The organism is Marinobacter shunpengi (assembly GCF_045449695.1).
Classification (GTDB): domain Bacteria; phylum Pseudomonadota; class Gammaproteobacteria; order Pseudomonadales; family Oleiphilaceae; genus Marinobacter.
Genome location: NZ_JBJJKZ010000005.1, coordinates 144,329 through 156,401 on the forward strand (window position 1 = coordinate 144,329; position 12,073 = coordinate 156,401).

The 12,073-nt window shown below is 61.2% G+C and carries 17 protein-coding genes; all 17 read right to left on the reverse strand.

All coding sequences use genetic code 11. The features are described 5' to 3' along the window. Positions 1–37: 37 nt before the first annotated feature. The 17 genes from ACJO2E_RS02365 to ACJO2E_RS02445 all read right to left on the reverse strand — a co-directional run bounded on the left by ACJO2E_RS02365 (position 38) and on the right by ACJO2E_RS02445 (position 12,025). Complete coding sequence (locus ACJO2E_RS02365; protein ID WP_406961474.1) at positions 38–2,725, reverse strand: host specificity factor TipJ family phage tail protein; 2,688 nt, start codon at positions 2,723–2,725, stop codon at positions 38–40. Then, a complete protein-coding gene (locus ACJO2E_RS02370; protein WP_406961476.1) occupies positions 2,715–3,113 on the reverse strand; it encodes a hypothetical protein in 399 nt (132 codons plus the stop codon). The genes ACJO2E_RS02365 and ACJO2E_RS02370 overlap by 11 nt, the downstream gene beginning before the upstream one ends. Next, the gene (locus ACJO2E_RS02375) at positions 3,110–3,595 is read right to left on the reverse strand and encodes a DUF1833 family protein (RefSeq protein ID WP_406961478.1); all 486 of its coding nucleotides are present in this window, start codon (positions 3,593–3,595) and stop codon (positions 3,110–3,112) included. The genes ACJO2E_RS02370 and ACJO2E_RS02375 overlap by 4 nt, the downstream gene beginning before the upstream one ends. Beyond that, positions 3,592–4,059 (reverse strand): hypothetical protein, encoded by a 468-nt coding sequence (locus ACJO2E_RS02380; protein WP_406961480.1) that lies wholly within the window; start codon positions 4,057–4,059, stop codon positions 3,592–3,594. Before ACJO2E_RS02380 ends, ACJO2E_RS02375 begins: the two co-directional genes overlap by 4 nt. After that, entirely contained in the window at positions 4,056–6,269 is a 2,214-nt protein-coding gene (locus tag ACJO2E_RS02385; RefSeq protein ID WP_406961482.1) for a coiled-coil domain-containing protein, read from the reverse strand. The genes ACJO2E_RS02380 and ACJO2E_RS02385 overlap by 4 nt, the downstream gene beginning before the upstream one ends. A 66-nt stretch (positions 6,270–6,335) precedes the next feature. Then, positions 6,336–6,701, reverse strand: coding sequence for a hypothetical protein (locus tag ACJO2E_RS02390; RefSeq protein WP_406961484.1), 366 nt, complete (start codon positions 6,699–6,701; stop codon positions 6,336–6,338). 35 nt (positions 6,702–6,736) lie between these two features. After that, positions 6,737–7,000: a hypothetical protein gene (locus tag ACJO2E_RS02395; RefSeq protein WP_406961486.1), complete on the reverse strand. Its 264-nt coding sequence runs from the start codon at positions 6,998–7,000 to the stop codon at positions 6,737–6,739. A gap of 32 nt (positions 7,001–7,032) precedes the next feature. Next, positions 7,033–7,383 carry a phage tail assembly chaperone family protein, TAC gene (locus tag ACJO2E_RS02400; protein WP_406961488.1) on the reverse strand — a complete coding sequence of 117 codons (351 nt, stop codon included), beginning with the start codon at positions 7,381–7,383 and terminating at the stop codon, positions 7,033–7,035. Further along, positions 7,383–7,895, reverse strand: a complete 513-nt coding sequence (locus tag ACJO2E_RS02405) for a phage tail tube protein (protein ID WP_406961489.1) — start codon at positions 7,893–7,895, stop codon at positions 7,383–7,385. The genes ACJO2E_RS02400 and ACJO2E_RS02405 overlap by 1 nt, the downstream gene beginning before the upstream one ends. A gap of 121 nt (positions 7,896–8,016) precedes the next feature. Continuing rightward, positions 8,017–8,382: a DUF3168 domain-containing protein gene (locus ACJO2E_RS02410; RefSeq protein WP_406961491.1), complete on the reverse strand. Its 366-nt coding sequence runs from the start codon at positions 8,380–8,382 to the stop codon at positions 8,017–8,019. Continuing rightward, the gene (locus tag ACJO2E_RS02415) at positions 8,382–8,915 is read right to left on the reverse strand and encodes an HK97-gp10 family putative phage morphogenesis protein (protein WP_406961493.1); all 534 of its coding nucleotides are present in this window, start codon (positions 8,913–8,915) and stop codon (positions 8,382–8,384) included. Before ACJO2E_RS02415 ends, ACJO2E_RS02410 begins: the two co-directional genes overlap by 1 nt. After that, positions 8,888–9,508 (reverse strand): hypothetical protein, encoded by a 621-nt coding sequence (locus tag ACJO2E_RS02420; protein ID WP_406961494.1) that lies wholly within the window; start codon positions 9,506–9,508, stop codon positions 8,888–8,890. The genes ACJO2E_RS02415 and ACJO2E_RS02420 overlap by 28 nt, the downstream gene beginning before the upstream one ends. After that, positions 9,508–10,053 (reverse strand): sulfotransferase family protein, encoded by a 546-nt coding sequence (locus ACJO2E_RS02425; protein ID WP_406961496.1) that lies wholly within the window; start codon positions 10,051–10,053, stop codon positions 9,508–9,510. The genes ACJO2E_RS02420 and ACJO2E_RS02425 overlap by 1 nt, the downstream gene beginning before the upstream one ends. Next, a complete protein-coding gene (locus tag ACJO2E_RS02430) occupies positions 10,046–10,651 on the reverse strand; it encodes a motility associated factor glycosyltransferase family protein (protein ID WP_406961497.1) in 606 nt (201 codons plus the stop codon). Before ACJO2E_RS02430 ends, ACJO2E_RS02425 begins: the two co-directional genes overlap by 8 nt. Positions 10,652–10,717: 66 nt before the next feature. Continuing rightward, positions 10,718–10,975 carry a hypothetical protein gene (locus tag ACJO2E_RS02435; RefSeq protein WP_406961499.1) on the reverse strand — a complete coding sequence of 86 codons (258 nt, stop codon included), beginning with the start codon at positions 10,973–10,975 and terminating at the stop codon, positions 10,718–10,720. A gap of 124 nt (positions 10,976–11,099) precedes the next feature. Beyond that, positions 11,100–11,444, reverse strand: coding sequence for a phage head closure protein (locus ACJO2E_RS02440; protein WP_406961501.1), 345 nt, complete (start codon positions 11,442–11,444; stop codon positions 11,100–11,102). Beyond that, positions 11,444–12,025, reverse strand: a complete 582-nt coding sequence (locus ACJO2E_RS02445) for a hypothetical protein (RefSeq protein WP_406961503.1) — start codon at positions 12,023–12,025, stop codon at positions 11,444–11,446. Before ACJO2E_RS02445 ends, ACJO2E_RS02440 begins: the two co-directional genes overlap by 1 nt. Positions 12,026–12,073 lie beyond the last annotated feature (48 nt).

Below are 12,073 nucleotides of genomic sequence, written 5' to 3' on the forward strand. Positions count from 1 at the left end.
GTGGGGCCGTGGTCGATCAGTTGTTGAGGGGTGTTGGCTAAGCCGGGGGTGTTGCGTCGTCGTCTGCGTAGACGCGGTCGTCGTAATTGGTGGCCGATACCGAGACCGATCGCGGGCCGCTGGGGCGGATCTCGGTTATCAGGGCCGGCCAGCTCCAGCGCTCGCTGGTGCCGAAGAACACGTGGGGCGGTTCCTGTTTCAGGCTGATCTCTGGCCAGGGCTCCGGTATGTCAGCAAGGATCTCGTCGGCGCTATCCCCCTGGTAAGCGGTGAAGGGTCCCACGGTGTAACCTTCGGGGTCCCGATAGGCCACAACATGGGTCTGGCCATCAAACCATTCCAGGGGCTCGCTGACGGTTATCCGGGCACCGTAGGCACTGTCGGGCTCTATGGACTCCATGATGGACACGGCGCCGAAACCGGGCACATCGTCCAGCAGAGGAACGTATGACAGATAGGAACTGTTCAGGGCATCCAGTTCGGTGGAGAACGAATACTCATAACGGCGATAACGCTGGGCCCGGCGCCGGCGCATACCGATTCGCCAGGCACGTGTCCTGTCCGTCACGCCATCCAACTTCACCTTGTCCAGCTTGATGCCCTGGTCCCCGGGCAGGAAACACTTCACGGTCTCGGTGGTCCAGGTGTCGGCCTTGGTGTACTCCACCTCCACGCCGTCGGTCTCGTCTGGGGTTGGTCCGGTAAAATTGCGCTGGAGCGGGGCAGTCATGTTCTCCGGGCTGTAGCCCTGCTCAAACGTAGTCCGCGGCTCCTCCCGCACAGGCACGATCGCACCGGTGTCGATGGTGGCCACGGCAAACCCCGCCCGCAGTATGGTGTCCAGGGCTTCCTTCGCGGTCAGGTCGTTGAACACATAGTCGAAGTAATCACCGCGGGCATTCCATATGTCATCCAGCCTCTCAAACTCATCGATGTCGATCTGATCGTCATCGTATTCCAGGGACCTGGCGACATAGCACGCGGCCCTCGCTATCGATCGTGTAGCGGTCGGCGTTCCGCCAGCGACCGGTGGCAGTTTGCGTACAGGCTCCAGGTTGATCCGATTGTTCGACTGGCTGCCTATCTCATCGGTGCCCAGGATCGTTACAGCCATCACGGTGATGCCCGGGTAACTGGTGACCGTGGGCAAACGTGCCCGCAGGGCGGTGCACTCGAGGCGGTCCAGCGATGTCACGGCGACGGACTCTCCACCCACTCGCCCGAGAAGTACTTCCGGTCGAATGGCTGACGGAAGATCTACTCCAAACGTCCACCCAAGCTGGTCACGGGTTTGCCCGGATACTACTTCGTCCTGGACGTTCCACGTGGTCCCACCGATTTCCCGCCACTCTATGCGGATGGTGCGTGACCGGGGATCGATATCCTCACCATCAACAATCCCCAGACCTTGAACGGCGAAGATGTCGATCTCAAAGCGGTCTGTCACCTCACCATCAGGGCATGCGGCGTAGGGCCCGGCCTTAAACCCCACCATGGTGTCCGGGTCCCAGGCTATGTCGAAGTTGGACGAACCGTCGGTCAACGTTGGCAATACGGACCAGTCAGGATCTGGGTCGCCGTTTGTAAGGACGCGCTCAACGTCGATACTGCTGCCACTGTTCACCGACGTTATCCGGTACCGGGTTCCGGCCTTGTCGATTTCCATGGTTGACGTGGTGGCGGGCAGATCGTTAACCGGATCACCGCCGGTGGTCTCCAGGGTAAGCTCTGTTTTACCGGCATTCAGGGATTCAACAACGTACTGGCCGTCCGGCAGGCTGAGGCCAACACCTGCCACAACATCCACGGTTAGGCCAACCTCAAGGTGCTGGAAGTTCCCGGTGATGGGATCGCTAAGCATGGGGTCAGGGTTCTCGGTTGAGGTGACCACCTGCCTCATCCTCACCGCCCCCTCAACACCCGGGGCCCAATATTCACCAGTGTCGATGCTGCTGATTGTCTGGCCAGAGGATACGCCGGCATCGTCGTATGTTCGGCCAGACTCGGTAACGCCTTTCAGGCGTATGCCGGTGCTGGACTCGGTGGAGCCAACCTCTGGCGCGTTGTACCAGTTCTCGTGGTGGGGCAGTCCGGACAGATCTTCGCCGGGCTCGAACAACTGGTAGCTCACGCCGTCCAGATCGCTGATCGGCGTCTCGCCGATCTGGACGGTATCTGGGTCTACATCATATGACCCAACACCGACTGACAGCAGAAGGCGTAACACCTGGGTGGTGGTGTCTGCGTAGAACCGACGCGGCTGGTTCAGGTAGTCCGGATAGCGAATGTAACGACCAAACAGCTCCGGGACGCCTTCACCGAGGCGGGCGGTATTGGCCCGGGCATCAGCGGGGCTGATTTGCTGGCCCTGCCGACCTGATCCGCCTTGGCCTGGGATGCCGGGAGTGAACAGGCCGGTCAGCGCATCGAAGGCCGCCACGTTGAGGGCGAACACAGGAAAGACGGCACCAAGAATGCCGCCGAACGCATCACCACGGGGAGTCACCCGAAAATCCACCACGTCTCTTTGGCGGATCGTCACACAGGACCATTCGGCAGGCGGCACCACCCGGCCGTTCACCGTGCAACTGACGGGCTGCTGGGCGCCAGGACGATAATAGTCCCCGGCCCACCACATTAACCACTGCTCGATCGTCATGCCATGGTCGTGGTAAACCTCCTCAGGATCACCTGGCATAATGCTCGGGTAGACGTTAATCGTCATAGTAGAGAACTCTCAGAAACCGGTGCTCGAATGCGCGGACGGTGACCAGCCTCGGGCCGTGGTCGGCGCCGCCAGGTTCGTTGGTCTCCAGGATCATTGGGCGCTGGTCCACCTGCACCACAATGGCTATGTGTGTACATAGTCGTCCACGCCAGGCCGTGGCAATGACGCCAGGTCGAACAGACGCCTGGTGGTAACGCACGGCCTCCGCCTGCACGGCCTGGGTCAGGGCCCGTTTGTTGGTGCCCTCCACCGCGCCATGCGCCGGCATCCAGGGTTTTCCGAACAGGTGCACCCGGGCCAGGCGGGTAAGGCCATAGCAGTCAGCACCCTGGGCGGTGCGGCCGTCCGGGCGGTAAGGGACCGCCAGCAAGTCATCCAGCGTCATATGTATCTCAGCCCTGGGGCGAATTCCGCCGTATACCGCAGACGCGGCCAGTGGTAGTTCAGCAGGTCAAAGTACCCGGCCTCCACCTGGAACATCACACCTTCAAAGCTGCCGCCCCGCAGTGTCATCTTGTAGGGCCGCTTGGCAGGGGCGGTCAGGTCCGTGTGCAGGTATTCCCGGTAAATGACCGGCACCTCGGCGGCCGCCTCCAGGGCAGCGTCCACGGCCTCCTGGGCCTGCCCGGTTACCCCGGCGATGGCAAAGCCCAGCGTCTGCAGGCCGGAGGTATCCTTGGACGGCTCCCGGTAGTCGAAGGGCCCAGCAACGAAGGTCACAGTCTCGCCATCTTCGGTGGTTGCCTCCAGGTCCTCGAAGGCCCCCACTATCCGGATGGTGTCCATGCCCGGTACCGCAATCTCCAGAGTCGGCAAAAGGATCTGGTCAGTGGGCGCACTGGCATAGACTCGTTCCAGCAGGCTCATGGCTCGGGCCACTCCCGGTTGATAGCCAGATCGATGATGCTGGAGCCGGCGACAAACTCCCGACCGTAGTCCCACCACAGTTCCGGCAGGATCGGGCGCTCGTAGATCTCCAGGCGGCACTCGAAGCGCCAGAGGTTGCGACCGGTGAGGGTGGGGCCGGAGTACATTTCGGTGAACCGGCAGACATACGGCTTATAGCCCATGGGGCTTTTCAGGGTGGCGTTGAACCAGGCGGCGCCGTCGTCTACGTCATAGGTAAACCAGGCCTCAAATATCTGGGCCTGAGCCTGATCCAACAGCAGGGCGGCGGGAGCCATCGACGGCACGCTGCGGAAGGCCCGACGTTGACGGGCCCGGCCACTGGCCATCTCGGTGCGGACGAACGTACTGACGTGATCCAGGCCATACCCGGTTCTCAGGAAACAGCCGCACTCCGGCGGAAAGTCGATATCCGTTGTAATCATCGGCCCTGCCTCTTGAGTCCGTATACTTGCTCCAGCGCCTTCGCTCGCGGCCCTCTGCCATAGATGTCACTGACAAAGACGTTCGTACTCTCCCGGCCCTCGCTATCGACGGTGGTTTCCGTCTGGCCGGCGCGTTGTTTGTTCTCGATGACGTTAACCGTCGTGCCGCCGGTTCCTCCATTGCTGTTCTTGTCGATCCGGTCCAGGGTGGCATCGAGCTTGGCGCTGGTTTCCTGCGTGGTTACCCGCTCACCCTTTTTCAGGTTCCAGGTGCCGTCTTGAGGGACGGACATGATGCCGTCGTGGGCCTGGCCGTCCAGGTTCAGGCTGATTGACTGGATGTTACCGATGATGCCGGCAGTGGCCGCAGCTACCGAAGCCATAGCGGCCAGGTTGGCGGGCCATGGATTGGCGGCTGCCTGGGCAATGCCTGATTGGATGGCAACGGCAGACTGGGCAATGGCCGCCGCCTTCTGGGCCGTGAACAAGGTTTTGTAGAGGTCCGACTGTTCGCCGGCGAAGGTGGCTGTTACATCGGAAAGGTTGCCAAGGAGGCTTTCTGCCGATGCCAACTGGGCTTGTTGGCGAGCGGATTCTATCTGAAGAAGCTTGTCCTGGTGCTCCTGCTCAATCTGGCGCTCCTGCTCATTCCATTGCTCGGCCAGGTCGGCCCGGTCCTCTCGGTACTGAGCAAGCATGTCCAGTTGGGTTTGGTGCCATTCCTCCAGACGCTCCCTTTCTTCGTCGATCTTGTTCAACTCGCTGAACGGACCGCCGATCTCGGGGGATATGCCAGAAAAATCAGGGGAGTCCTGAAATGCTGCGGCGGCGACACGGGAATAGTCCTGCTCAGTGGCCTCGTCCACGGCGTCCAGTAGATCCAGGCGTTCGCGAAGCTGGCTTGACAGCAGTTCTTCCTCGGTCTGAAGGTCCCGGACAAGATCGCGATAATCCCTCATCATTTCAGCGGCCTTCTTTGCCGCTTCCTCCTCAGCCTCCGCAGCAGCCTTGGATGCCTCCCTAGCCGCGAACCCAGTGCGGGGGATCGAATCTCCCGTAACCTCAAGCTCAGGAAGCGCAATAGCCCCAACATCCGGCGCGGACCTGGCGGCGTTGTTCGCCATACGGTCCTGCGCTTCGGCGATCTGACGCTCAAGCCTGGCTATCTCCGTCCGGATTTCATCCTCGTCATAGAGCTTGACCACGCCATCCTTACCGAAGAACCTTAGCCGCTCTGTCGGGTTCTCCAGGATTCGACGAAATCCCTCCAGCTCCTCCTGCAAACGAACCACATCGTCTGCAGCAGCTCCGGCTGTGAGGGCCGCCAGCTCTTCTGCGAGGAACTGTGTGACCTCGATGGCGCCCTTGATTGTCTGAACTGCGGCATTAACAGAGGTCACAACGGCCCCGCCCAAATCCTGTGCCGCTTCAATGGTCTGCGGGTCGGTCAGTATTTCGATCAGATCATTGATTGCCGGGATGGCCGCCAGCACAACCTCGTTCTTCATGCCCGTTGCGGCGGCCGTCAGCTCATCCATTCCCCTGGTGATTGTTTCCAGCTGCTCGAACTCAAGATCGGAGAAGACGTTTCCGGTGCGCTCTGCTTCATCACCCAGGCGCTCCATCTCGGCGCCGCCGTCACGCAGCAGTGGGATAAGCAACGAGGCATCCGACGCGATCGCCTCCATGTAGAAGGTCATATCCTTCTGGGAGACGTTGGCTTTCTGGAGGCTGTCGAAGTAGAGCTGGAGGGCTTCCGGACCGGACAGGCGGGCAAATTCGTCAGCGGTGACACCGACGAGAGGGGCGATGTTTTCGAAGAAGTCGGCCATGGGGCCGCCGCCGGTCTGGATGAAGTCGCCAACCCGGTCGTTGGTGTCCTTGAGAATGTCGGCAACCTTCTCCTGTTCCAGGTTGTACCGACTGGCAGCATACGTAATGCGCTGGAACTGCTGGGTGCTGGCGTCGGAGAGCTCGGCGAAGTTGCGGATCTCCCGGGCGCCTTCGGCCGTGGATGTCACCAGGGCCGCCATACCTGTGACGCCGGCAGCGGTGGCGGCCGTCAGGGCCGCGCCGATCTGGTTGGAATATTTCTCGATCTGCTTGGCGGTCTGCTGGGACTTCCGAGAGGCCTGGTCCATGCCCTGGGTGAACCCGCCAACCTTGGCGACCAGGTCCAGCGTCAATGTGCCAAGCGACTTTGATGCCATGCTTTTCTCCAGGCATTAAAAAACCCCGCCGGAGCGGGGTTCTTCAACGGATTTCTGTTGGGGTCACTAGCCCTGGAATTGGACCAGCTTCTTGGCCTCGTAGTCGTTTGTCTGGAGGCTCACTTTGCCGCCGTCGGAAAATTCCAGATCGGCGAAGTACTTCTTTGTGGAATAGAAGGAACCGGCAATCGCTATCGCGATACCAATGCCCCACCCAATGGGTCCGAACGGAATTCCCAGGAGGAAGCCCAGGAGGACCGCGCCGATGATGGCCCCGATCAAACCGAATTTCCGCTCTCCTTCCTGTCGGACATTCACCGACGTCACATCAGCAGATTGGTAGTCCGCCTTCCTGTCACCAATCACTTCCAGGTATTTGCCACTGAATCGGGCTTTCCCGCTCAGGCCAAAACTGCCACCTACGATTTTCATACACAGCGTCCTCCTTCCCTGGAAATCTAGCACTTTCAGTGCCAGACCTCCATGGCACGTTCCAGAGAGATCGGAGGCTCGTCATGGTGCGGGGCGAAGTCGTAGAAGCTGAACGGCTGGGTGTCCTTCTTCCTGTTGACGTTGGACAGGATGGTGGCCACCAGGGCGCCGGCACGTTCGATGTGCTGGTTTGGGTTGAGGCTGCCGCGTCGTTTGCGATAAGCCGCCCAGGCCAGGAACTCGACGTAGGGCATCCGCTGCTTTGCCTCTGTGATGGTTCGGCCGCCGATTCCATTCATGACCAGCTCGTGCCAGAGCTCGTCTTCGTCGTTCAGCTCTCCGGCTTTCCCAGGTCGTTCACCTCGGAGATAACGCGCAACAGGGCATAGACCAGATTTCCATCCAGCGGGCCGCGTTCCGGGTCGGCGTCACCGGTGATGTCCTCCGGCGTGAACACCTGCTTGCCCTTATCGTCACAGATGCAGGCAGCGATCCGGCTGGCTGTGAGGTCGCTTTTGTTCTTGTGCGCCTCAATCTCCGACATGGCGGATTGATAGGACAGCCGCCGCACGTAGGTGGTGGCGGTCAGCTTCTTGCCTCCCTGCTTCCAGGTTATTTCCTTCTCCACCGGGGCGCCGGTGAAGGCGCCCATCTCGCTGAGTGATTCAATGCTCAGGTTCATTAAGTGGTTACCTTCTTGATCCACTGGGAGCCGCCGGAACGCTGGATGGTGGCCTGCGTGGTAACGACGGCGTTCTGCTGGAAGTCGAACGGGAAGTCCGACACGTAGCCTTCCATGATGAACCAGGTGCGGTTCGTCGGAAGGTCGAAGTCACCGGAGCTGTCCACGGTCGGATAGCCCGACGGGTCCGGGTTGCCTTCTGCATCCTTCGGGCCATCAGACCAGCCGATTGCCCACTTCAGGGTGGGGCTGGGGTTGGAGTTGGCCAGGCCATGCAGGGTGATGTGGCTGTCGTTCTCCGGGTCGGCGTTCAGGCCCAGGGTGGCCTGACCGGGAGTACGCAGGCCCGCCTTGTAGGAACGGTCCGCGTCCTCGAGGCAGGTATCCTCAACCTGGTCCGCCGGGTTACCGCCGGGGTTGAAGCTGGTGGCGCATTCTACCCGGACAACACCGACTGATTCGGCATCCGGGTTGAGGAAGAACACCTGGGTGCCCTGTGTCAGCTTGCTCATTGCTATGTCCTCTTCATGGGAACGTGCCGCCTCACGGCGGGATTGGAATAGGGCGCCCTATAGAGCGTCGTCTCGACGAGTCCAGGGCATAAAAAAGCCCGGGCAGTGCGGGCGTTGTGGGTTATCGGGGTGTCCACCAGTCCAGGTCGAAACTGTACCGGTAGTGGTTTGTCTCATCGTCCCGGCCATCGCCCCGCCAGCCAGTGATATGGGCGTGACCTTCCAGTGCATCCCGGAGCGCCTGGGCCGTAGACCGGGCATCGCTGGCCGTATCGGCGTAGACATCCACCTGCAGCATGAACAGGTCCATGTCCGGACGCTGTCCCAGGTAGTTCTCGGGGCCTCCGGATACCGTCTGCCAGACGGCGTAGGGCAGCGTGACACCCTGGGGCGCCTCACCGAACGGGAACAGGCGGGTAGGCACTGTGCCCAGCAGGTTAGTAACCGCCGCGTTGCCGGCGCAGATCTGGAAGATTGGTGGGAACATCAGGATGCCTGCCTATTCGCCCGCCGGATCGCCCGGGCCAGGGCCTTTTCGTACTGGTTGATGAACTCGGATGCAGCGGCCTCCGCCGCCTGGGTGGCCGCTGGACGCATGAAAGGCTTGGCCGCCATGTTCTCGGTGCCGAACTCCAGCAGGCGCCAGTACCAGGTATCACCGCCCGGGTTCGTCTTGTCGCCATCGGTCTGGTAGGTCTGGCCAGCCCTGCCGGCCCGGACGTTGGCCCGGGTGTTGGCGTAGCTGCGGGCACCCCCGCGGACGCCGATGCGGAACATCAGGTCGCCGGTGCGCTTGAAGGTCCGTCCGGACCAGCGGATGGCTATGTTCTCGGCGATGTCTTCCTCGGTGTTCGGGTCGTCCAGACGCCTGGCGTTGGCCTGGGCCTGTTTCTGGATGACCTGGGCCGCCTTGCGCAGGGCGAACCGACCGCCCTTGCGCTTCATGTCATAGCTGACGGTGTTCAGGGTGTTCAGCAGTCCGTCCAGACCAGTCAGCTCGAAGTCGACTCCGTCTGCCATAGCTTTGGTACCCACGGTAGATTCACGCCCCAGGGGCGGGGCTTCCCATGAAAACAGACCACATCCGCCCCGGGCGGCAGGCCTCGGCGGCAATTCACCTTGTAGCTGACCACCCGGTCGGGTATCAGATCCTGCCACCGGGCCGGGGCCAGCACCTCGGCCAGGAATCCCTGGTCACCAATGCCACCCCGGCCCCGCTTGCGGGCCATGTGGCCGGCGGGGTCCGCCAGCCATCGCTCCCACACCTGAGCCTTATCCGCCTCGGCGATGTACATCAGGCCGCTGGCCGGGCGGGCCGGCCAGTAGAAGTCGCTGAGCATGGTGGTCTGGCCTACGGCCTCGAACTCCGCCAGGTCACCGATGATCACGGTGTCCAGGTCAATGTAGAGCAGGTCCCCCGGGATGGCCTCGGGCTCGAACAGGGCCAGCTTGGCCCACCACTTCGGCCAGGGGTGACGCAGCGGGATTGTCTCCACGCCTGGCACCGGTGCGTCACTCAGGCATTTCAGGCCGGGCACCTGCCGGGCCAGCCACTGGACATGCGCCGGCGTGTACTCGCCCCCGGACCGGAGGACGCAAATTCGTGTAACCATCAGCCCCGGGTCCACAGCCCCGGGTCTATCCACTCCCGGGCCACATCCTCATCAAACGGGACGCCCAGGGCTTCGAATGCCGGCAGTATCCGGCTGAAGTCTCCGGACACGAATTCGTCCGGCCACACGTCGATGGTGTTGGGGATCTCCGCCATCCGGCGCCAGGCAGTGTCCACGGCCTGAGGGCGCATACTGAAGTGGGCCCGGGCCCGGCTGTCGATGATCTTCTCTCGCTTGCGGTAGCAGCAGACCACCACGGGGTCGAACTGGCTGAACAAGGGCCACCATTCCGGGCCGGCCTTCACTGCCCACTGGTCCGGGCTGCCATAGCGTTCGAGCCATTGTTGCCACCCGCTGGCATTCCGGGGCGAATGGTAGCCAGCCCCCTTCTGTTTGGTGAACTCGCTCTCGAAGAATCCCCGGGGGTTGATCCGGCTGGGCTTCATGCAGGGCCCGAACCACAGGCCATGCTGCGCAAACAGGCCGGCGGTCATGCTGGTGCCGGAGCGTGAGGCACCGGTGATAAAAAGCGGCCGCCTATGCACGGGCCCGACTCCTTCCTGGGGTGAATTGCTGCAGGGCCTGCTCGAGGGACATCCTCGGCCACTCATCAATGGCGGTGGCCCGGCTGGCGTTGATGATCTCGCAGTGTTTCAGCCGGCGGGCCAACTGGGCGAAGTGCCGGGGAAAATTCGGCAGGCTGACGCAGTTTCCGAGACCCCGGGGATGATCCCCGTGCCAGTGGCGTTTGCCGCCCGTGTACTGGCAGTCGTAACCCAGCAGGATGATCCGGCGAGCTCCGAAGTATTCCGCCAGACCAATCGCGCCGGCGCCGGAGTTTCCGCCGAGGTTGTTAATGATCTTCTGGGCACCCGGGGCCGAATTGCGGGCGGTGGTGTACCTATCGCCCTTGAACTCTTTGGCTACCTGGTGGTGATACTGACGCCACCAGGCTGCATCCATGGCGAACAACACGTCCGCCCAGGGCGCCATTCGGAAGGTGGTATTTGTCACGACTACCCGTCGGTCATCGCCAGCATCGCGCCAGCTCTTCACGCGCTCAGCGTCAGCGCGAGTAAGGGATGGGCCCGATGCCATGCAGATCACGGTCATGCCGGTCCAGTTCACTTTTCCTCCGGGCATAAAAAACCCCGGCGGATGCCAGGGCTAGAAATGAAAAACCGGAGAAAGTCGGGGCTTGGGATTGGGTTACTTGTCAAGCACCCGTTTTAGGACTTTGATCTCCGGGGCCGGCTCATCGGCATTCTCGTTATAGAAGTGAAGGACAGAAATGCCCTCAGAAATAATCAACTGTTCGTTTATGGACCGGATGGCTTCCTTCAACTCCTGTGATTCATCCTCATGCTCGTTGAGCGCGCGCTTATATAGGTCGAGATCAATTTGCGCGGTTCCATCTAGATGCTCGCAATCATTGATCAACTTCCGAAATGACTCAGATATATCCATTGCTATCGCTCCACAGATATCTGTATCTCGGCAGCATACACCGATAATCCATCACTAACATCTGCGCGGTAGAGATTTTTACGTGTTTCAGTCCAGTGTCCAACCCCAGGAATAAGCCCTTCAATCATTCGCCGTCATTGACGCCCTCACTGCATGGGATTGTCACGTATTCCAGCCCGCTGTCCGGGTCCTGGAGGAATCCTTCAGGGTTGTAGATCCGGCCCTTGTGGACAATCCGCATAGTGGCCACCAGACCCTCCCGGTACCGGATAGTGATTCGGGCGGAAATCTCTGACTGGTTGGCCTGGGACTGCATGAACTCCCGAACGCTCAGAGGTTCGATGGCTGCCGGTACCGATGCCCACTCGGTGACCCAGGTGTTGGTCATGGCACCAGTGTTCGGGTCCTGTACCTCTTCCCGTTTCTGAATATCGATCCGGTGGCGAAGCCGGCCTGCCGAAATGCCCATCAGTAAACACCCTCCGGCCTTTCCTCCCAGCGGGCCCGGAATACGCCTCTGGTGGCGCCTGTGGCTGTCATTCGGAAATAGTAGGTGTCTGGCGCCACTCCCCGCTCGTCGCCTTGACTGGCGTCCACGGTGCTGGCGAAATTGGCGTTGTCCGCTGCCTTATTCAAAAGCACATCCAGCAGCAGCCCTCCCGAGTGTGTCCCTCCGGCGTCCAGGTCAACCTGGTGCTGGTAGGCCGGCATAGGCCTGCTGCTCATGTTGTTTCGGTTGAATATGGGCAGCGGATCGTCAAAGGTCCCGCCTTCGGTACCGCCAGCTATGGTTTCAATTCGGATTTCACCGGCCACCAGGTTTGCGGTCAGGCCAAACAGAATCACGTTGATAGGCACCGTGGCGCGGACCACTATGGATTCCCCGTCGGCCATGTCTAATTCCAGAAATGTCCGGAACTCGCGACCGGCAAAGAAACCGGTCTGGGCCACGTCCACGCGCAATCGTCGATTCGGGCCGCTACCGCCATCAGTCATTATGTCCAGCGGAGGGCTGGCCAGGAATCTCGGGGCATGGGTTCCGTCACCCATATCCACCATCCGCCAGATCGGTCGAAGAATTCTGGATACGATATCAGT

Excerpts from the sequence above, each read along its gene's own strand:
- ACJO2E_RS02365 (WP_406961474.1), bottom strand. The coding sequence starts at position 2,725 with ATGACGATTAACGTCTACCCGAGCATTATGCCAGGTGATCCTGAGGAG.
- ACJO2E_RS02370 (WP_406961476.1), bottom strand. The coding sequence starts at position 3,113 with ATGACGCTGGATGACTTGCTGGCGGTCCCTTACCGCCCGGACGGCCGC.
- ACJO2E_RS02375 (WP_406961478.1), bottom strand. The coding sequence starts at position 3,595 with ATGAGCCTGCTGGAACGAGTCTATGCCAGTGCGCCCACTGACCAGATC.
- ACJO2E_RS02380 (WP_406961480.1), bottom strand. The coding sequence starts at position 4,059 with ATGATTACAACGGATATCGACTTTCCGCCGGAGTGCGGCTGTTTCCTG.
- ACJO2E_RS02385 (WP_406961482.1), bottom strand. The coding sequence starts at position 6,269 with ATGGCATCAAAGTCGCTTGGCACATTGACGCTGGACCTGGTCGCCAAG.
- ACJO2E_RS02390 (WP_406961484.1), bottom strand. The coding sequence starts at position 6,701 with ATGAAAATCGTAGGTGGCAGTTTTGGCCTGAGCGGGAAAGCCCGATTC.
- ACJO2E_RS02395 (WP_406961486.1), bottom strand. The coding sequence starts at position 7,000 with ATGAATGGAATCGGCGGCCGAACCATCACAGAGGCAAAGCAGCGGATG.
- ACJO2E_RS02400 (WP_406961488.1), bottom strand. The coding sequence starts at position 7,383 with ATGAACCTGAGCATTGAATCACTCAGCGAGATGGGCGCCTTCACCGGC.
- ACJO2E_RS02405 (WP_406961489.1), bottom strand. The coding sequence starts at position 7,895 with ATGAGCAAGCTGACACAGGGCACCCAGGTGTTCTTCCTCAACCCGGAT.
- ACJO2E_RS02410 (WP_406961491.1), bottom strand. The coding sequence starts at position 8,382 with ATGTTCCCACCAATCTTCCAGATCTGCGCCGGCAACGCGGCGGTTACT.
- ACJO2E_RS02415 (WP_406961493.1), bottom strand. The coding sequence starts at position 8,915 with ATGGCAGACGGAGTCGACTTCGAGCTGACTGGTCTGGACGGACTGCTG.
- ACJO2E_RS02420 (WP_406961494.1), bottom strand. The coding sequence starts at position 9,508 with ATGGTTACACGAATTTGCGTCCTCCGGTCCGGGGGCGAGTACACGCCG.
- ACJO2E_RS02430 (WP_406961497.1), bottom strand. The coding sequence starts at position 10,651 with ATGCCCGGAGGAAAAGTGAACTGGACCGGCATGACCGTGATCTGCATG.
- ACJO2E_RS02435 (WP_406961499.1), bottom strand. The coding sequence starts at position 10,975 with ATGGATATATCTGAGTCATTTCGGAAGTTGATCAATGATTGCGAGCAT.
- ACJO2E_RS02440 (WP_406961501.1), bottom strand. The coding sequence starts at position 11,444 with ATGGGCATTTCGGCAGGCCGGCTTCGCCACCGGATCGATATTCAGAAA.
- ACJO2E_RS02445 (WP_406961503.1), bottom strand. The coding sequence starts at position 12,025 with ATGGGTGACGGAACCCATGCCCCGAGATTCCTGGCCAGCCCTCCGCTG.